Raw genomic sequence first — 19,217 nt, 5'->3', positions numbered from 1 at the left:
TTTAATCCTTCAAAGGTAGGAACACTTTAATACTCGTCCCTTTTCCTACTTCACTATCTACCATGATTTTACCGTTATGTGCTTCAATCAAATGCTTTACAATGGACAAACCAAGACCTGTCCCACCAGAATTTCGGCTTCGTGCCCTGTCTACCCTGTAAAAGCGCTCAAAAATACGTGATATCTCAGCTTTTTCAATACCGATTCCTTCATCTTTCACTTCAAATATTCCGTATTGATCATTGGCACTAATTCGTAGTGTAACGGTAGTTTCTTCTTTAGAATAAGCGATCGCATTGTTAATTAAATTTGTAAAAATTTGCATTAGACGATTTACATCACCTAAAATAACCGCATCCTGCACTATCTCTACATCAAACTGCATATTTTTATTTTCTAATTGTGAGCTTGTCAAATCAACAACCCGTACTAAAATATCCTGCAACTTTGTTGGCACCACATCGAGTGTAAATCCATGCCGCTCAATTTTGGATAGCTCAAGCAAATCATTGACGAGAACCTGAATTCGATTGCTCTCATCGTGTATAATAGTCAAAAAGGACAACAGCATCTGCTCATCTTTAAATGCCCCGTCTAGAAGTGTCTCTGAAAATCCTTTAATCGAAGTAATCGGTGTCCGCAGCTCATGCGAAACATTCGCAACGAAATCTTTTCGAATTTGCTCCAATCGCACAAGTTCACTCACATCATGCATAACAATTACAACACCAAGCCAGCGTCCATGTTCACCAACAACTGGTGCCCCATAAACTTGCTCATAATATTCTTCATTTGCGATTTCCATTTCAAGCTGCTGACGATATGGTAATTCCGTTAAAAATACATGATCGATAAACTTTTCAAGCTCTTTTGGCAAACCGAGCATCATGAAATTCTTACCAATAAGCTTCTCTTTCGGCAGCTCGAACAACGTCTGGAACTTCCTGTTAACAATCGAAATATTGCCTTCACGGTCGATCATCATTAATGCACTGCCCATATTTTCAATCAATGTTTTTAAACGTTCTTCTTCAATAGCTCTTGTTTTCGTAATATCCTGTAAATTGCGCGCCAAAATGTTAACTGAATTTCTTAACTCAACAATTGTATTCGGTCCATTCGCAAAAGCACGCGCACGATAATTACCTTTCGAGAGCTCTCTCGCAGTTTTTGTAATATTAACAATCGGCGTAATAAAATTGCTTACAACCCGGTATGCCATAAAACTCATAATAATTAAACCGCCTAATAATAATGCAGCAATAATCAAATATATTTTCTGCTTCGTGCTTTGTAGTCCTTCAGCCTGTCTATCTATTGCATAAGTGCCTAATATGGCTTCTTTCTGTGTCTCAGTAAGTTCAATCTGTTCCTGCTCGATCACTTGCTCCAATTGCTGCTCAGAATCCTTTGTCACTTCATGAACAAACTCATCTGCGAAAAATGGAAAAAGCTGCCCTATGAACAGTCCTAGAACAGCTAAACTTGATCCAATTACTAAAATAAACGAATAAAATAAACGATTTTTCATTGCGTTCATTATTTTTTTGGCTCCTCAAATTTATAACCTAAACCACGGATTGTTTTAATATACAGTGGTTTACGACTATTTTCTTCAATTTTATCCCGCAGATGGCTAATATGTACGTCTACGATTCGAGTATCCCCGGCAAAATCGTAGTTCCATACGGCACTAAGCAGCTGGTCGCGTGTTAAAACACGGTTTTTATTTTCAAGCAAGTAAACAAGCAATTCAAATTCTTTCGGTGTGAATTCCAAAGACTCATCATCGATAAATGCTTCAAATCGTTCCGGGAAAACTTTTAAATTACCGAATGAGTAAACTACTTCACTCGATTCGACTGTTTCTTCCACAACCGGTCCAGAGAAACGTCGCAGCACAGCCTTCACTCGGGCAATTACTTCACGTGGGCTGAATGGCTTTGTCATATAGTCATCCGCACCGAGCTCTAAACCTAATACTTTATCAAATTCATCGTCTCTCGCAGTCAGCATAATAATCGGTATATTGATGCGCAAACGTCGTAATTCCTTACAAACTTCAACACCATCAAGTTTTGGCAGCATTAAATCCAATAAAATCAGATCCGGTGTTTGTTCTACTGCTGTATCAAGACCCGCCTGACCATCATGAGCCAATAGAACTTCAAAACCTGCTTGTTCCAAGTTATATTTTAATAATGTTGCAATTGGCATTTCATCTTCTACTACTAAAACCGTTTTAACCATTATAAGTTCCTCCAAAATCGATTTGAAACCCCCATCTCAAAATCAATCTTCCAGTGGTTGGCTATCAACTATTTTGTTAAATATGTACTGATTAAAGCACTATCTTCATAGTAACAACTTTTTTTGAAAAGTACAATTATTCCTCTGTTCAGTTAAGTCTAAGCTCTTTCTTACTTGAAGAAAATTTCAATTCATATTATTTCGATAGGGAAAATAATTTTTACTATTGACTGAATATTTATTATTATGGTAACATTTAGAAAAATTGTTTATACACGCTTACAAAAGTGTAATTTTTTTATTAAGAATCCCTAGTAATTCAATATGTTAAGTATTTTAACAGAAAGTAGGTGCTTCCATGACAAATGGAATCAATATCGAGTTAGTAAATTTAACAAAAAGTTTCGGTGAAAAACAAGTATTAAAGGATATTAATTTAACAATCCCCGCTGGACAATTCGTTGCGATCGTCGGGAAAAGCGGATGCGGAAAAAGTACGCTTCTCCGTATCATTGCAAATTTAGAACATAAAACGGCAGGAGAATCTTTAAAAGACGGTATTCAACAGGAGGACTTTTCAGGCGTTCGTGTCATGTTTCAGGAAGATCGTTTACTTCCATGGCTGTCTGTTATAGAAAATGTAGGGGTTGGCACAGAGTTGAAAAAGGATTGGCAACCGATCGCATTAAAATCACTTGAACACGTAGGATTAAAAGACCGTGCAAAAGAGTGGCCACATGTACTGTCAGGAGGCCAAAAGCAACGGGTTGCATTAGCTCGTGCGCTTAGTGCACAGCCAAGACTTTTGTTATTGGATGAACCGCTTGGTGCATTGGATGCACTGACACGACTGGAAATGCAAAATCTAATTGAACAATTGTGGTTAAAACAAAAATATACGTCGTTACTCGTGACACATGACGTGGCAGAAGCAATTACATTGGCAGATCGAATTATATTAATCGAAGACGGAAATGTCGCTTTAGATTTGCCGGTAAAACTTCCTCGTCCAAGAACACGTTCAAATCCGCATTTTGCTGAGCTTGAGGAAATTTTGCTTCAGCACTTATTAGGAAAACAAACAAAAACAGAAACACAAACGCAAACGAAACAAAAAGAATTACAAGCGATTATTTAAGGAGGTATTACAAATGAAAAAACTATTATCTGTCTTTTTGCTATTAACTTTATCAATTATTTTAGTCGGGTGCTCATCATCGAATGCTGAAAATAAAAAGGTTCGAATCGGCTACCAGAAAAATGGCACAACATTGCTATTAAAGGCGAATGGCGAACTTGAATCACGTTTAAAAGAACTGGGTTATTCAGTGGAATGGTCTGAATTCAATACCGGAAGTTCAGTTCTGGAAGCTTTAAACTCCGGAGCTATCGATTTTGCCAATGCAAGTGATGCCCCTTCAATGATGGCATTATCAAAAGGAATGAATTTCAAGTACATCGCAGGTGAAGAATCATCTCCACAAACAGAAGGAATTTTAGTGAAAAGTGATAGCTCTATCCAATCAATCGAACAATTGAAAGGCAAAAAGATTGCGTACAATAAAGCTTCCATCTCCGAATATTTATTAGTTACTGCTCTGGAAACAGTTAATCTGACACTGGATGATGTAGAATCTGTTATTTTAAGTCCAGCAGATGCGACTATTGCATTTCAAAACGGCGAGGTTGATGCCTGGGTTACTTGGGATCCGTATATGACGGTTTCCGAAAGTAAAGGCAATCAGATTTTAGCTACAGGAGAAGGCATTGTAGAACACCGCGGCTTCTACTATGCATCTGATAAATTTATCGAATCCAATAAAGATGCAGTCGTCGCCTATGTGGAAGAACTATCTAAAGTCGGTGAAGCCATTGATACTGATTCAAGTGATGCAGCAAAAATTCTTGAAGAGAATACAGGTATAGCCGCAGATGTTTGGGTAACAAGCTTAGCTCGACGTTCATCTGTTGCTACTTATTTGGATGAAGCTGCACAGGCAGATTTACAAAGATTAAATGAAGATCTTTATGACATTGGATTAACAACTAATCTTGTAGAAAATCTCGAAAACTATATTTGGAAACCATAAGAGGTGAGAAAAATGAAGAAGAAAAAATGGTTTCATTTGATTGAGCCATGGATCATTCCTATTTTAATTATTGTCATATGGGAAGTATCGAATAAAACAGGTATCCTTGCCAATACAATTTTGCCTGCCCCTTCCGATGTAGTAAAAGCAGGCTATGAACAAGCAGTTTCCGGTGTTCTGTTTGATCATCTTCAAATTAGTACGACACGTGCTTTAATCGGTTTCCTGATCGGCGGGATTATCGCTTTTGTCATCGGTATTTTAAATGGAATCGTACCTTTTGCACAGCGTTATTTGGAAACAACTATTCAAATGCTGCGTAATATTCCGAATTTGGCACTCATTCCATTAGTTATTATTTGGTTTGGAGTTGGTGAAGAAGGAAAGATTTTCTTAGTGGCAATCAGCGTATTTTTCCCGATCTATGTCAATACATACCATGGCATCCGCAATGTCGATCCACGGTTAATCGAAATGGGAAAAATTTATAATCTTTCGAAATACAAACTGTTCTTTAAAGTGATTATTTTAGGTGCAATGCCATCCATTTTAGTAGGTATTCGCTACTCCTTAGGAATTATGTGGCTTACTTTAATTGTTGCAGAAACAGTTGCGGCAAGTTCCGGAATCGGCTATATGTCGATGAATGCACGTGAGTATATGCAACTTGATATTGTTGTATTAGCCATTATTTTATATGCTATTTTAGGAAAAATTGCGGATTCCATTGCAAAACTATTAGAGAAAAAGTTATTAAAATGGAATCCCGTGTATCAGTAAACAATAAGGGCATTTCGGTATAAATAACCGAAACGCCCTTTTTTTATTTATTTCAATGCTTTCATCACATCTTTAACAGCATCTGCAGATTGATCAAGCGCTGTTTTTTCATCTTCTGTCAGCTCAAGTTCGAAAATTTTCTCAATACCGCCAGCACCTAATAATGTCGGAACCCCTAAGTATATCCCTTCATATCCATATTCGCCTTCTAAATAGGCAATTGCCGGCAATACTCGTTTTTGATCTTTTAAAATTGCCTCTGCCATTTCCACCATTGCTGCAGCCGGTGCATAATAAGCTGAACCATTTCCTAACAGATTCACGATTTCACCGCCACCTACACGGGTACGCTGCACAATTTCTTCTAAACGTTGTGCTGGTATTAGACTTTGTAAAGGAACCCCACCTACCGAAGCATACCGTATCAAAGGCACCATTGTGTCTCCGTGACCACCTAATACAAGGGCAGATATATCTTTTACCGATACATTCAGTTCCTCGGCAATAAATGCGCGGAAACGGGCAGTATCCAATACACCCGATTGACCAATAACCCTTTGTTTCGGGAAGCCTGATTCTTTAAACACTGTATAAGTCATTGCATCTACTGGATTTGTAAGTACAATAATTGTTGCATTAGGTGAGGTACGGGCTATTTCCGTTGCAACGGCTTTCATGACACCTTGATTAATCTGTACTAAATCATCACGACTCATTCCTGGCTTACGGGCAACACCCGCAGTTATTAAAACGATATCCGAGTTTGCTGTATCCTCATAATCGGAAGAGCCTTTTACATAAGAATCAAAGCCTTGTACTGGCGCTGCTTCCCACATATCCAATGCTTTTCCTTTCGTAGGATTTTCTGCTGTTGGAAGGTCAATAATTACTACGTCGCCTAATTCTTTCTGTGCTGCTAAAAATGCTGCGGTTGCACCTGTAAAACCACTACCGATAACTGAGATTTTTTTACGTTTTAATGTCACCAAGAACCACTCCTTCATCGTAATTATATTTCATGAAAATTATATACAAAAAAAGGGAGAAAACATAATGTTCTCTCCCTTTTTTATAAATATTGATTTCAGATAAAAAGTAAACTATTTCCATTAATGTAAAATTATATAACGATACTATTCATTGCTAAACAATTTGTTCATAATTTCACATATATAGGCAAATGAGTAAAACTTTTAATTAGAAGTTTTCGATTAATTTTGTAGCGAACTCAGAACATTTAACTTCTGTAGCGCCATCCATTAAACGTGCGAAGTCATAAGTTACATATTTAGAAGAGATTGTTTTCTCTACTGAGTTTGTAATTAAGTCCGCAGCTTCTTGCCATCCTAAGTGCTCAAGCATTAATACGCCTGATAATAATACTGAAGATGGGTTTACTTTATCTTGACCAGCATACTTAGGTGCAGTACCGTGAGTAGCTTCGAAAATAGCGTGTCCAGTTAAGTAGTTAATGTTAGCACCTGGAGCGATACCGATACCACCAACTTGAGCAGCTAATGCGTCAGAGATGTAGTCACCGTTTAAGTTCATAGTTGCTACTACGTCGAACTCGTTAGGACGAGTTAAGATTTGTTGTAAGAAGATATCAGCAATAGAATCTTTTACGATAATTTTGCCTTCTGCAACAGCTTTAGATTGTGCTTCGTTTGCAGCAGCTTCGCCTTGCTCAGCTTTGATTGCATCGTATTGGTTCCAAGTGAATACTTTATCGCCGAATTCAGCTTCAGCTACATCGTAACCCCATTGTTTGAATCCACCTTCAGTGAATTTCATGATGTTACCTTTGTGTACTAAAGTTACTGATGGACGGTTGTGTGAAATAGCGTACTCGATTGCAGAGCGTACTAAACGTTCAGTACCTTCTTTAGATACTGGTTTAATACCTAAACCAGAAGTTTCTGGGAAGCGAATTTTGTTAACGCCTAATTCGTTTTGTAAGAAGTTTAATAATTTCTTTTGCTCGTCAGAACCAGCTTTGTACTCAATACCAGCATAGATATCTTCAGTGTTTTCACGGAAGATTACCATGTCAACATCTTCTGGACGTTTAACTGGTGAAGGAACACCGTCAAAGTGACGTACTGGACGTAAGCAAACATATAAATCCAACTCTTGACGTAATGCTACGTTTAGAGAGCGGATACCGCCGCCGATTGGAGTTGTTAAAGGACCTTTAATAGCGATTAAGTATTCGTTGATTTTTTCTAAAGTTTCAGCTGGTAACCATTCGCCAGTTTTGTTGAATGCTTTTTCACCTGCTAATACTTCTAACCATTCGATTTTCTTTTCACCGTTATAAGCTTTTTCTACAGCTGCGTCAATTACGCGAGATGCTGCAGCCCAGATATCTGGACCGATACCGTCACCCTCGATGAAAGGAATAACAGGATTGTTTGGAACGTTTAATTTACCATTCTCTACTACGATTTTGTTAGTCATTGGAAATTTGCCTCCTAATAATCATAAATCTAGGACTGTGTCAAATCACAGTCCCAGATATTTTAACATACTTTTTTGATTAGCGCTCGTTAATTGGAACGTATTTTTGCATATCTGGACCAACATACTCCGCACGTGGACGGATTAGACGGTTGTTTGCATACTGCTCTAAAATGTGCGCTACCCAACCTGAAGTACGAGATACTGCGAAGATTGGTGTGAATAAGTCATGCTCGATACCTAAAGAATCATATACTGATGCTGAGAAGAAGTCTACGTTTGCAGGTAATTTCTTTTGCTCAACGATCATATCATGGATTTTCACTGACATATCGTATAATTCTGGTTTGCCTGTTAATTTAGTAAGCTTTTCAGACATTACACGTAAGTGAGGTGCACGTGGGTCGCCTTTGCGGTATACGCGGTGACCGAAGCCCATGATTTTTTCTTTGTTATCTAATTTGTTTTGAACCCAAGACTCAACTTTATCGATTGAACCGATTTCAGTTAACATTTTCATAACTTGCTCGTTAGCACCACCGTGTAATGGGCCTTTTAATGCGCCAATTGCAGAAGTTACACCAGAGTATACATCTGATAATGTCGCAACACATACACGTGCAGTAAATGTAGAAGCGTTTAATTCATGGTCAGCGTGTAAAATTAACGCTTTATCGAATGCTTCAATTTCGATTGCTGCTGGTTCTTCACCTTTCAGCATATATAAGAAGTTTGCTGCATAACCTAATTCTGGTTTTGGAGCAACTGGTTCTTTACCTTGACGTACACGTGCAAAAGTAGTTACTACTGTACCAATTTTCGCTTGTAAACGGATTGCTTTACGGTAGTTTGCTTCTGCTTCCATAACATCAGCTTCTTCGTCAAATGCACCTAACATAGATACTGCTGTACGAAGTGCTGCCATTGGGTGCACTGTGTTTAAAGGCATAGATTTGAATAAATCTGTGATTGCCGCTGGAATTTCCATATTTTTAGCTAGTTCTTCTTTTAAGTTAGCTAATTCTTCAGCGTTTGGTAAACGCGTGTTCCATAACAAGAATACTACTTCTTCAAAAGTCGCATTGTTAGTTAGGTCGTCGATGCCATACCCTACATATGTAAGTGTATCATCGATAATTGAAGAAATTTTCGATTCTGCTGCTACGATACCTTCTAAACCTTTTGTTGCTGACATAAAAAATCGCTCCTTCACTTAGTAAATTAGTTTTGTAAGTGCTTTCTTTTTACTCTATTAAAAAGTCGCACACTCATATCGTTCTGCTCAATTGAACCTATAAGTAAATCGCTTACAAATTTCATTATAATCAATTTTGACGGCTTTGTGAATGAATTAGTAGGATTTTAGGAAAAAATCACATAGATGATAGAATTCACGCAAAAAAGAGAATTTATAATTTGTAATGAGTTATTAAAGGTATTAATTAGGAGTGAGATAAATGGATTATACAAATAAAACAAACCCATGGCTAGTAAAAAGTAGGAATATTATCGTTCTTCTACTTTACTTTACCCTTTTTTATTTCATTCCGCCTATAATTTTCGGTCTATTTTTCGCCTACTTACTATTTCCCGTCTTCCTCTTTTTCAAGCAGCAATTTAGACTGCCATTCTTTCTCGTAGTCATTATACTTTCCGTATTTCTATTTTCGGTTGTCGTCTCGGTTATCATGCTCATCATTCACAGCTTTATCACAATTCTTCCTCAGCTGCAGTCAACACTTTTATCTTTGGACAGCACCTATATGAAACATCCGCTTCTTCCGTTTATTGTAGAAAAACTTCAAAGTTTAATAAGGGACTTGCTGTTCTATACGATCAACTTTATAAAAAACAGTTTTCAATCTATCTTTGAATTTTTCATTTTCATTGTAACATTCTACTTCGCGTTGATGGAAAGCTATAAAAACCGTTTATGGTTTTTCGCTTATATTCCGAAAGCTTATCGCACTACATGGGCTCGCTACTTCCAAAAAGGAATGGAGCTTATTGGCCGCTTTATCGTAGTGGAAATGCAATTGTTTACACTGACGTTTATCCTGCTTTGTATAGGGTTTTACTTTTTGAAGTTTGAAGCAATTGTAATTAAAGCCTTTTTAATTGCCTTTGCAGACTGCCTGCCTTTTTTAGGAATCGGAATTTTTCTGATTCCAGTTTCTGTTTATTATTTTATTGTAAACGAACCGATAATGGGCAGTGCCATTTTGATTCTGTACTTTGTTGTACAAATGATAAGACAGCTAACTGAATCAATGCTCTGGTCACACACGTTGCATTTACGTATGATCCACACATTTCTAATCAGCGCTGCCTCAGTATTATTATTCGGTTTTTACGGAATCATCCTCAGTCCAATACTATTGATGATTGCCATTAAAGTGAAACAACATGCTATTTTTGCAAAATAACGACTTGTCCTCTTTTCATTTTTTTACGTAAAAAGTAGAAGATGACCGGCTTAAACAGGTTACGTGTAATTCCTGATACAAATAGTAATCCGAGAATATCCGTAATGAAGCCCGGTACTGCTAAAAGAATGCCGCCAACAAAAATCATAAATGTTTCAATGACCGAAACTCCAGGTGGCTGACCTTGCTGCATGCTTTTTTGAATATCCTGTATAGATTTTGTACCGCGTTTTTTGGCAATCAACAGTCCTGCAATGGATGTGAAAATGATTAATAACAATGTATAGAAAACACCGATTGCATTTCCAATTACGATAAATACCGCAATTTCGGCAAATACGAGTGCGAGTAATCCAAATAAAATCTTCTTCATTTATGAACCCCCTCTTGTAATTTATACGAAACAGCGAAGAAAAAGTTTCAAAATGTGTTTATAACACAAAACAAACCACCATTTTCATTGTAAGAAATGGTGGTTTTGCTGTACTTATTAATCTTAAAGAACGCTCGCGTGTCCTTTATAAATGACACCTGTTTCAGCATCCATTGTAATTTCCTGTCCATGCTGGATTAGAGTAGTTGCTTCTTTTACACCGACAATTACAGGAATACCTAAGCTTAAGCCGACTACAGCAGCGTGTGATGTTAATCCGCCTTCTTCAGTAATAATACCTGCGCATTTTTCGATTGCTGGCATCATTTCACGGTCAGAGCCTACTGTTACAATAATTGCTCCTTCTGTGTCGTAAGCTAATGCTTCTGCTGCATTGTTAGCGATAATTGCATTACCAACTACTGACAGTTTACCAATACCTTGACCACGTGCCAATAAGTCACCAATTACATGTACTTTCATTAAGTTCGTTGTACCCGCTTCACCAACCGGAAGACCAGCAGTAATAACAACTACATCACCATGGCTGACAAATTCATATTTTAGCGCTTCATCAACTGATAACTCTAAAATCTCATCCGTTGTAGATACACGCTGCGTTAAAATTGGTTTTACGCCCCATACCAATGTCAATTTCTGAGCAACATTTGGCTGACTTGTAACAGCTATGATCGATACACCTGGACGATATTTTGCAATCATTCTTGCAGTATTTCCGCTTTCAGTTGGAGCTAATACGGCTTTAACACCAAGGTTAATCGAAGTATAGGCAACTGCCTGAGAAATAGCTTCTGTCATATTTGCTTCTTTTTCACGGCTTCGTGTTGATACAATTGCTCGGTAATCCAAAGCATTTTCTGTACGAATCGCAATTTTGTTCATTGTCGCTACAGATTCTACCGGATAAAGACCCGCTGCTGTTTCCCCAGAAAGCATGATTGCATCTGTACCATCCATAATTGCGTTTGCAACGTCTGATGCTTCTGCACGAGTTGGACGTGGATTGCGCTGCATTGAGTCCAGCATTTGTGTAGCTGTAATAACAGGCTTGCCGACTTGGTTACATTTTCGGATTAATGATTTTTGTACTAATGGTACTTCTTCAGCAGGAATCTCTACACCTAAGTCCCCGCGTGCCACCATTAAACCGTCTGAAACTTCGATGATTTCATCGATGTTGTCAACGCCCTCCTGGTTTTCGATTTTAGGAATAATTTGAATGTGGCTGCCGTTATTTTGCTCCAGCAGCTCACGAATTTCGAGTACATCCTTTGCAGTACGAACAAATGAAGCTGCGATGAAATCGATACCTTGCTCAATTCCGAATAAAATATCTGCTGCATCTTTATCTGTAATACCAGGTAATTTCACAGAAACGCCCGGTACATTAACACCTTTTTTATTCTTTAAAATACCAGCGTTTTCAACGATTGCATGGATTAACCCTTGCTCCGTATCTTTCGCAAGTACACGCAATTCGATTAAGCCGTCATCCAATAAGATAATATCGTTTTGGTCTACGTCTTCAATCAGCTGATCGTATGTGATGGAGAAACGTGATTCATTTCCTAAAACTTCTGTCATCGAAATATCGATTACTTGTCCTGTTACTAAATGTAACTCACCGTTTTCCATTGAGTGTGTTCTGATTTCAGGTCCCTTTGTGTCCAATAAAATTCCAACCGGTTTTTTCATGCGTTCTGCTGCATCACGAATTGCGGCAATACGGTTTGCATGTTCTTCATGATTTCCGTGTGAGAAGTTTAAACGGGCAACATTCATCCCTGCATCAATTAACTTTTCTAACATTTCTGGTGATTCACTAGCTGGTCCAATAGTACAAACAATTTTAGTTTTTCTCATAGTTTTGTCATCTCCGTTTTTATGCACTTTAAATTGAAAGCTCTTTTGATAATGTATACAAACTTAAGTCTGCTTGGTGCTTAGTTTCAAATGCTTTTCTTAAATCATAGTCGATTATAGCGTGATTTTTCACGCCAACTGCTCTTCCACCTTTGTTTTCCAACAATAGCTCTACTGCTCTTGCACCAAATCTACCTGCTAAAACGCGGTCCCGAGCAGATGGAGATCCTCCTCGCTGTATATGACCTAATACAGATGTCCGAATTTTAATTCCTGTGCGTTCTTCCAAAAGCTGCGCAAGTTTATGACCATTCATTACCCCTTCAGCGACAATAATAATACTATGGCGCTTTCCACGAGCCACCCCGCGCTCAAGACGTGCTACAATATCATCCAGCTCATAGGACTCTTCCGGTATTAAAATCGATTCCGCACCAGCGGCCAAACCTGCCCAAAGAGCAATGTCTCCAGCGTCGCGGCCCATTACTTCAATAACAAACGTATTTTCATGACTTGTTGCCGTGTCTCGGATTTTATCGATTGATTCAACTACTGTATTAAGTGCCGTATCAAAGCCAATCGTATATTCTGTACCAGGTACATCATTGTCAATTGTACCGGGAATCCCTACACACGGGAATCCTTTATCTGATAATTGCATGGCTCCACGATAAGTACCATCTCCGCCTATAACAACTAACCCTTCGATTCCCTCTTCTTTCATGCGTTCGATTGCTCTATATTGAATATCATCCTGTTTAAATTCAGGGAACCTTGCTGAATACAGTTTTGTTCCGCCTCGTTGAATAATATCGCCAACAGAACCAATATCTAAAAGTTCAAAGTTCCCATTATAGAGTCCTTCATAACCATGATATACTCCGACAACATCTACATTATGAAAACTCGCTTTACGAACGACTGCACGAATAACAGCATTCATTCCCGGTGCATCTCCACCACTCGTTAAAACTGCAATCTTCTTCATACGACCTTTTCCTCCTATTACGCTGTTACTATCCACATTAACAGAAAATACGCTCATATGTAACTATTCTAGAAAACAAATTGTAAAGCTTTTGAAAAAAATGAAGAATGCGCTCACACGCATTCTTCAAAGTATAATACTGTTATAAAACAACCTTATTGTTCTATATACTGTCCAATATTTTTAAATTTCATATAGCGATTTTCAACTAATTGATCTTCGCTCTCTTTATTTAGGTCATTTAGAACGCTTGTAAGATATTCTTTCATAAATATCGCCTGCTGCTCAACATCCTTATGGGCACCTCCGGCTACTTCCGGTATAATCCCATCAATAACTTTAAGCTGTTTTAAATCAAGGGCTGTTATTTTCATCGCTTCAGCGGCTTCTTTAGCATAGCTTGCATCTTTCCATAAAATTGATGCAGCTCCTTCTGGAGAAATTACCGAATACGTTGAGTTTTCAAGCATCAAAATTTTATTTGCAACTCCAAGTGCAAGGGCACCGCCACTTCCACCTTCACCAATTACAATACTAATAATTGGTACCCGAATACCTGCCATTTCAAACAAATTACGCGCAATCGCTTCACTTTGACCACGTTCCTCAGCTGCTTTGCCCGGGTACGCACCTTTCGTATCGATAAAGCAAATAATTGGGCGTTTGAATTTCTCTGCCTGTTTCATTAAACGTAACGCCTTGCGGTAGCCTTCCGGATGAGGCATTCCAAAATTGCGGCGAATATTTTCCTTTGTCGTTTTCCCCCGCTGGTGACCAATAATCGTAATTGGCTGACCATTGAATGATGCAATCCCGCCGACAATTGCTGCATCATCTTTAAATGTACGATCCCCATGCACTTCGATAAAATCTTCAAAAATACGTTCAATATATTCAAGTGTCGTTGGACGGTCAGCATGGCGGGCAACTTGCACACGATGCCAAGGCTCCATATTTGCATATACGTTTTTTTCAAGTTCCTGCAAACGTGTTTCCAACTTTTCAATTTCTCCGCTCATATCTACATCTGCTTCCGTGGCAATTGTTTTTAACTCTACAATTTTTTCACGTAGTTTTACAACCGGTTCTTCAAATGCCATTAATTTAGACATGTGATACGCCTCCCTGTACATGCAGCTTAACAATTGTTGCAATTTTGTCGCGCATTTCTGTACGGTTAAAAATTGCGTCAAGCTGTCCATGATCTAATAAAAATTCTGCTGTCTGGAAATCATCCGGTAACTTCTCACGTACCGTTTGTTCTATTACACGACGTCCCGCAAACCCGATCAGACTTTGAGGCTCTGCAATATTATAATCACCGATCGATGCAAAACTTGCCGATACACCACCTGTAGTCGGATGCGTCAAAATTGAAATATATAGTAGGCCTTCCTCGCTATGGCGTTTTAAAGCAACACTCGTTTTTGCCATTTGCATTAATGACAATACCCCTTCTTGCATACGTGCACCGCCACTTGCCGTGAAGATGATGAATGGCACTTTCAGCTCTGTCGCCTTTTCTACAGCGCGTGTAATTTTTTCACCAACAACCGAACCCATAGACCCCATACGGAAGTTCGAATCCATTACCGCAACAACAACCTGCATCCCTTTTAATGCACCTACACCTGTTAATACAGCTTCGTTTAACCCGGTTTTCTTAATATCCGCTTCCACTTTTTCCACATATGCAGGGAAGTTTAAAGGATTGGTAGTTTGAAGATGATCGTCCATTGAAACAAAAGAGCCTTCATCTAAAAAACAGGCAATTCTTTCATTAGCATTTAAAGTAAAATGATGCTGACATTTTGCGCATACTTTCAAGTTTTTTTCGAGTTCTTTTGTGACATGAATCGTTTTACATTTAGGACATTTCGTCACGATGCCTTCCGGAAAGGATTTTTCATCTTCTTTTCTAGTAATATTATCAGTATTTTTTTTACGACTAATTGTAAACAAATCACGAATTGCCATCGTAATCCCCCTTTATATTCACGTAATCATTCTTTAATAATGACCATCCATTTTTCATATGAATCAATTGCTTCATGTAAATAACCCATTTGCAATGAAGCAAGCAGTATTTTTAATTCCATTTTCTCTTCTTCTGTAATTTCATTTGCCAATAAATTATTGCTGAAAGAAAGAAGCTGGAGCCAAATTTTTAATGCAAGCCGGTTACCTGAAACGATCATACACTCACGAAGTATGTCTTCTCTTTTTAACTCCTGCCCAAGCTCTACCTTTACAAAAAAGCTCTCCCAAATCGGTAATGCCTTCAAATTGTCTGATTGGCAAATAATTCGAATCGCTTCTTTTTCGTGCATTTCTCTCGTTGCATGCACATCCGCAATCGATTTTTCGTCCTGCAAAATAAATGATCCGACAATTTCTACAAACTGATGGTGCTGCATACTGGCCAAATATGTACCACCGCCATGCCTTGTTTCAATTAAACCCAGCAACTCCAGACTGCGTAAAGCCTCCCGAACCGAAGACCTTCCCACTTGCAGCTGCTCGCTTAACGTTCTTTCTGAAGGAAGCTTTTGCCCTTCCTGAATATTTTGTTCAGCAATTAAATCGTGTAATTGCTTAACAATTTGAATAAACATCTTTTTTGCGGGCTTATCTTCCACAATTTTCACCTCACCGTGACTAACGCTTTCAATTATTATTAACAAAAGTGGTCAGACCAGTTACTAAAGTAAGAATACAAAATGTTTTTGACATTGTAAAGAGAAAATATAAAACTTATATTTTATATATAATAAAATTTGCGAATATATAACTAGATTTACGTTTTTTCGATAAATTTAGATGAACCCATATAAAAAGAGCGCCTCCAAAGCTATTAGAAGGCGCTCTTTAATACTATTTATTTTATAATAATCTGTTTAACTTTTATTTGTTGTTTATTAAATCGCTGCTCGTAAAAGCCTTCGATATAAAGCAGTCCCTCTTCCCGGATTTTCCCGATAACTTGCTCGTATTCTTTCGGAAATAATGTTAAAGAGACAGTTCCAAACTCATCTTCCATTTGAACAAATGCCATCAGTTCACCGCGCTTTGTGCGGAGCTGGCGCATTTCCCGAACCTGACCGATCATTTTTACGAATGCATTGTCTTTTAGATGCGCCAAATTTTGAACAGTTGCCGTAACTTCCGGAAAATGGCTTCGTAATTTTACGATTGGATGATCAGATAAATAAAAACCGAGCACATCCTTTTCGTACTGCAGTTTGATTTTTTCCGGTATTGGCGATGTTTCGCTATATTTCGGTTTCCCGAATGCTAGCAATGCCCCTTCAAACAAGTCATCCCCGCCCGGTCGCACGAAATCTGCCTGTTTCTGTGCACCTTCGATAGTAGCGAGTAATGTTGCACGATCTTTGCCGAATTCATCAAGTGCACCTGCTTTAATAAGCGGTTCGATAATTTTTCTGTTGAAATTCGCTGTCGTCAATGTCACAGCCAAATCAAATATAGAGTCAAACGGCTTTTGTCTTTCTTGACGCGCAATTAACAGTTTTTGCATAAAAGGCTGCGGTACACCTTTAATCGCTGACAGACTAAATCGGATTTTCCCGCCTTCCACTTTAAAATGACGCATACTTCGATTAATCGACGGCGGCAATATTTCGATTCCCCTTGCTTTTGCCTCCATTATAATTTGGGCAAGCTTTTCCGGATTACCCGTAGCATTTGTCAGGAGGGCAGCATAAAAATTGACCGGATAATTGGCTTTTAAGTACGCCATCTGATAGGAAATAACACTATAGGCAACGGCATGGCTTTTCGGGAAGCCATAATCGGCAAACCGGACAATTAATGCATACACTTCTTCCGCTGCCTGCTGTGTATAGCCTTTTGTTAAAGCACCTTTTACGAAAGATGCCCGCTGCTGTTCTAGTACATCCCGCTTCTTTTTACTGACTGCACGACGGAGCAAATCAGCCTGTCCAAAAGAAAAGCCCGCCATCACATTCGCAATGCGCATTATTTGCTCCTGATAAATAATAACGCCGTATGTCTCTTCCAAAATCGGTGTTAAATGCGGATGCGGCATGATAACCTGCTCTTTTTTATGTTTTCTTCTTGCATACATCGGGATAAATTCCATCGGACCCGGTCGATACAATGCATTGACCGCCACAATATCTAAAAAGTGGGTCGGTTTAATTTCACGGAGTGCATTTTTCATGCCATCCGACTCTAGCTGGAAAATACCATTAGTGTCGCCATTTTGTAAAAGCTCAAATGTCTTCTCGTCATTGAGCGGAATTTGATTAAAATTGATTTGTGTATTATGAGTAAACTGAATCGACTTCCGGATTTGCTCTAAAATCGTTAAATTACGGAGCCCTAAAAAATCAATTTTCAATAATCCGTTTTGCTCTACTTCCTGCATAGGCCACTGTGTTAAAAATATCCCGTCATGTCCTTCTTCAATTGGTACGACATCGACTAATGGAACAGGACTCAATACGACCCCTGCTGCGTGTGTCGATGCATTCCGTGGAAGTCCCTCCAACCGAAGTGATGTTTGAAACCATTTTTGGCGGATAGGCTCTGCTGTAACCCATGCTCTTAAGTTTTCCGACATTGCATATGCTTCCTTCAGTGTAATGCCGGGTTTATTCGGAATCAGCTTAGAAATCATTTCCAATGCTTCACTTTCGAAATTAAACATACGGGCAACATCACGGGCAACCGCTTTGGCTGATAATGTACCGAACGTAATAATTTGTGCGACATATTGTTTGCCGTATTTTTTTGCAACATACTGAATGACTTCATGCCGTCTCGTATCTAAAAAGTCGATATCGATATCCGGCAGTGTAATACGCTCCGGATTTAAAAAACGTTCAAACAGCAAATCGTATTGCAATGGGTCCACCTGTGTTATCTCGAGTGCAAATGCGACAAGGGAAGATGCGGAAGAACCACGGCCCGGTCCTGTTAATATTTGTGCCTCACGTGCAAACTGCATAAAGTCGGCAACAATCAGAAAATAATCTGAATAACCCATCGACTGAATAACATGAAGCTCATAGTTCATCCGTTCAACATAGTGTGTTGGCAATGTGTGCATATTTAAACGTCGCTGTAAACCAGTCACTACTTGCTGCTGCAGCAAGTTTTCCGACGTCTCCCCTTCACCAACCGGAAACTTCGGCATATAAACATTATTTGTGTTTATTTCAATTTGACAGCTCAGTAATAAATTTTCCATTTGGATGAGCCATTGTTGCTGATCATGGAACTTCTGCTGCCACTGTTCTGTTGTCAGTAAATGATTTTCCTGCTTATTGCTTTCTACAGCATCACTCAGTTTTACCCCGGTATGGATGGCTTGTGCCACTTCATAGGCAAAAAAGTCCTCGTCATTAAGAAACAGACTTTCATGTGTTGCAACAATTGGAAGAGCATTTTTTTCAGAGAGCTGCACTGCCGAACTTTCCAAACCCGCTGTGTCGGATAAACGAGAAATCCCGATATACACTTCATGCGGATAGGCCTTAATAATTTCTTTCAATAGCGGCTCCACTTCCTGTTGCAACCATATTGCCTGCTGTTCGAGCGCGGGAATCATAAAAGCAATTCCCTTACCATATGCGAGCAGCCATCTTAACGGAATCGTCTGCTCCGGACGAATGGAGATACTGCTGGAGATTTTCAACAAATTACGATACCCTTCGTTTGTTTTTGCATATAAAACAAGCGGCAATGATTGATCTTCAGTCAATTCGAGCTGAATCGTCAAGCCTATTACCGGATGAATACCGGCCCTTTTCATTTCAAACCAAAAAGGCAAAAGTCCGTACAATTTCGTATTAACAATTGCACAGCTTTTTGCCTCTTGCTGATGTAAGAAAGGGATGAGCTCTTCGATACGAATTGTACTTTTCAATAAATCGGCACTTGTCCGTACTTGCGGATATACAGTCACCCGTCATCCCTCC

Annotated in this window: 16 protein-coding genes; 4 read left to right on the top strand and 12 right to left on the bottom strand. The window is 38.8% G+C overall.

All coding sequences use genetic code 11. The annotated features are described in order from the left end of the window. Nucleotide 1: 1 nt before the first annotated feature. Both pnpS and ACQKN3_RS00540 read right to left on the bottom strand, forming a co-directional pair. Complete coding sequence (gene pnpS / locus ACQKN3_RS00545; RefSeq protein WP_427708659.1) at nucleotides 2–1,540, bottom strand: two-component system histidine kinase PnpS; 1,539 nt, start codon at nucleotides 1,538–1,540, stop codon at nucleotides 2–4. Next, a complete protein-coding gene (locus ACQKN3_RS00540; RefSeq protein WP_427708657.1) occupies nucleotides 1,540–2,250 on the bottom strand; it encodes a response regulator transcription factor in 711 nt (236 codons plus the stop codon). Before ACQKN3_RS00540 ends, pnpS begins: the two co-directional genes overlap by 1 nt. Before the next feature lie 358 nt (nucleotides 2,251–2,608). Here ACQKN3_RS00540 and ACQKN3_RS00535 point away from each other — a divergent pair, with 358 nt between their 5' ends. The 3 genes from ACQKN3_RS00535 to ACQKN3_RS00525 are packed head-to-tail and all read left to right on the top strand — an operon-like array spanning nucleotide 2,609 to nucleotide 5,120. Then, the gene (locus ACQKN3_RS00535) at nucleotides 2,609–3,388 is read left to right on the top strand and encodes an ATP-binding cassette domain-containing protein (protein ID WP_427708655.1); all 780 of its coding nucleotides are present in this window, start codon (nucleotides 2,609–2,611) and stop codon (nucleotides 3,386–3,388) included. Nucleotides 3,389–3,401: 13 nt separating this feature from the next. Then, nucleotides 3,402–4,340, top strand: a complete 939-nt coding sequence (locus tag ACQKN3_RS00530) for a sulfonate ABC transporter substrate-binding protein (protein WP_251686502.1) — start codon at nucleotides 3,402–3,404, stop codon at nucleotides 4,338–4,340. 12 nt (nucleotides 4,341–4,352) lie between these two features. Then, nucleotides 4,353–5,120, top strand: a complete 768-nt coding sequence (locus tag ACQKN3_RS00525; protein WP_427708653.1) for an ABC transporter permease subunit — start codon at nucleotides 4,353–4,355, stop codon at nucleotides 5,118–5,120. A 47-nt stretch (nucleotides 5,121–5,167) separates the two neighbouring features. Here the strand turns inward: ACQKN3_RS00525 and mdh are convergent, their stop codons facing one another. The 3 genes from mdh to citZ all read right to left on the bottom strand — a co-directional run bounded on the left by mdh (nucleotide 5,168) and on the right by citZ (nucleotide 8,775). Further along, nucleotides 5,168–6,106, bottom strand: coding sequence for a malate dehydrogenase (gene mdh, locus ACQKN3_RS00520; protein ID WP_251686500.1), 939 nt, complete (start codon nucleotides 6,104–6,106; stop codon nucleotides 5,168–5,170). Between the two features lie 211 nt (nucleotides 6,107–6,317). Then, nucleotides 6,318–7,580, bottom strand: coding sequence for an NADP-dependent isocitrate dehydrogenase (gene icd, locus ACQKN3_RS00515; RefSeq protein ID WP_008407755.1), 1,263 nt, complete (start codon nucleotides 7,578–7,580; stop codon nucleotides 6,318–6,320). Between the two features lie 79 nt (nucleotides 7,581–7,659). After that, nucleotides 7,660–8,775 carry a citrate synthase gene (gene citZ / locus ACQKN3_RS00510; RefSeq protein WP_008407756.1) on the bottom strand — a complete coding sequence of 372 codons (1,116 nt, stop codon included), beginning with the start codon at nucleotides 8,773–8,775 and terminating at the stop codon, nucleotides 7,660–7,662. Nucleotides 8,776–9,037: 262 nt separating this feature from the next. On the opposite strand from citZ, the gene ACQKN3_RS00505 reads away from it, so the two are divergent. Beyond that, nucleotides 9,038–10,006, top strand: coding sequence for an AI-2E family transporter (locus ACQKN3_RS00505; RefSeq protein ID WP_427708650.1), 969 nt, complete (start codon nucleotides 9,038–9,040; stop codon nucleotides 10,004–10,006). On the opposite strand, the gene ACQKN3_RS00500 is transcribed toward ACQKN3_RS00505, so the two are convergent. The 7 genes from ACQKN3_RS00500 to dnaE form a co-directional block, all read right to left on the bottom strand. Then, entirely contained in the window at nucleotides 9,990–10,379 is a 390-nt protein-coding gene (locus tag ACQKN3_RS00500; RefSeq protein ID WP_427708648.1) for an FxsA family protein, read from the bottom strand. The two genes, ACQKN3_RS00505 and ACQKN3_RS00500, sit on opposite strands and share 17 nt — an antisense overlap. Before the next feature lie 123 nt (nucleotides 10,380–10,502). Further along, a complete protein-coding gene (pyk, locus tag ACQKN3_RS00495; RefSeq protein ID WP_251686497.1) occupies nucleotides 10,503–12,263 on the bottom strand; it encodes a pyruvate kinase in 1,761 nt (586 codons plus the stop codon). A gap of 28 nt (nucleotides 12,264–12,291) precedes the next feature. After that, nucleotides 12,292–13,251, bottom strand: a complete 960-nt coding sequence (gene pfkA / locus ACQKN3_RS00490) for a 6-phosphofructokinase (RefSeq protein ID WP_251686496.1) — start codon at nucleotides 13,249–13,251, stop codon at nucleotides 12,292–12,294. A gap of 155 nt (nucleotides 13,252–13,406) precedes the next feature. Next, on the bottom strand, nucleotides 13,407–14,363 hold the full coding sequence (accA, locus tag ACQKN3_RS00485) for an acetyl-CoA carboxylase carboxyl transferase subunit alpha (RefSeq protein WP_251686495.1): 957 nt from the start codon (nucleotides 14,361–14,363) through the stop codon (nucleotides 13,407–13,409). Continuing rightward, on the bottom strand, nucleotides 14,356–15,228 hold the full coding sequence (accD, locus tag ACQKN3_RS00480; protein ID WP_251686494.1) for an acetyl-CoA carboxylase, carboxyltransferase subunit beta: 873 nt from the start codon (nucleotides 15,226–15,228) through the stop codon (nucleotides 14,356–14,358). The genes accA and accD overlap by 8 nt, the downstream gene beginning before the upstream one ends. Nucleotides 15,229–15,254: 26 nt before the next feature. Beyond that, complete coding sequence (locus ACQKN3_RS00475; RefSeq protein WP_251686493.1) at nucleotides 15,255–15,890, bottom strand: FadR/GntR family transcriptional regulator; 636 nt, start codon at nucleotides 15,888–15,890, stop codon at nucleotides 15,255–15,257. A gap of 239 nt (nucleotides 15,891–16,129) precedes the next feature. Then, complete coding sequence (dnaE, locus tag ACQKN3_RS00470) at nucleotides 16,130–19,204, bottom strand: DNA polymerase III subunit alpha (RefSeq protein WP_427708644.1); 3,075 nt, start codon at nucleotides 19,202–19,204, stop codon at nucleotides 16,130–16,132. Between the last annotated feature and the right edge of the window lie 13 nt (nucleotides 19,205–19,217).

The organism is Solibacillus sp. NPDC093137, from assembly GCF_050280445.1.
GTDB classification, from domain to species: domain Bacteria; phylum Bacillota; class Bacilli; order Bacillales_A; family Planococcaceae; genus Solibacillus; species Solibacillus isronensis_B.
This window is presented reverse-complemented; position numbering and strand designations above follow the sequence as displayed.